The 495-nt window shown below is 48.5% G+C and carries 1 protein-coding gene and 1 pseudogene; both read left to right on the top strand.

Annotated features, from left to right (window positions below):
* Positions 1-278 (top strand): chaperone modulator CbpM (locus tag ACYP03_RS24010; RefSeq protein WP_459782363.1); only part of this gene is annotated, 278 nt, incomplete at its 5' end.
* 97 nt (positions 279-375) lie between these two features.
* A pseudogene (locus ACYP03_RS24005) lies at positions 376-495 on the top strand (hypothetical protein); the annotation flags it as partial.

Raw genomic sequence — 495 nt, 5'->3', positions numbered from 1 at the left:
TCATTGCAGAGCATGAGCCGACGCTTAACCTGGCAGAGTTTTGTCGCGCTTGTGGTCAACCTGCTGAATGGGTGATCGCCCTGGTTGAAGAAGGGGTTCTGGATCCTCAGGGAGATCGGCCAATTCACTGGCGCTTTGCCACCGTCAATCTGCGCCGTGCTCTACGCGCCAGTCGTATACAGCAAGATTTGGATTTGAATGTACCCGGAGTCGCTGTGGTGCTTGATCTACTTGATGAAATCGAACGGCTGCAACGTCAATTGGATTATCGATATTAAATGCCGCTTTAGCCGTCACTAAATCATAAAACTTAGAATTTATTGACCTAAGGTGACAAGTCATAAAATAAAATCAGGGTGAAAGTCGCTTTACGAAGCCAGTTTCTGGCAATGGTTGTGGCTTGAAGATCAGGTCAATGCAGGCAAATTGCCAAGGCGCGCCGATCAGTACAATCTGATTCAGGAGCTGATGATCCAGCGCATGGCAGCATTAGGC

The organism is Photobacterium sp. R1, assembly GCF_054600795.1.
This window is presented reverse-complemented; position numbering and strand designations above follow the sequence as displayed.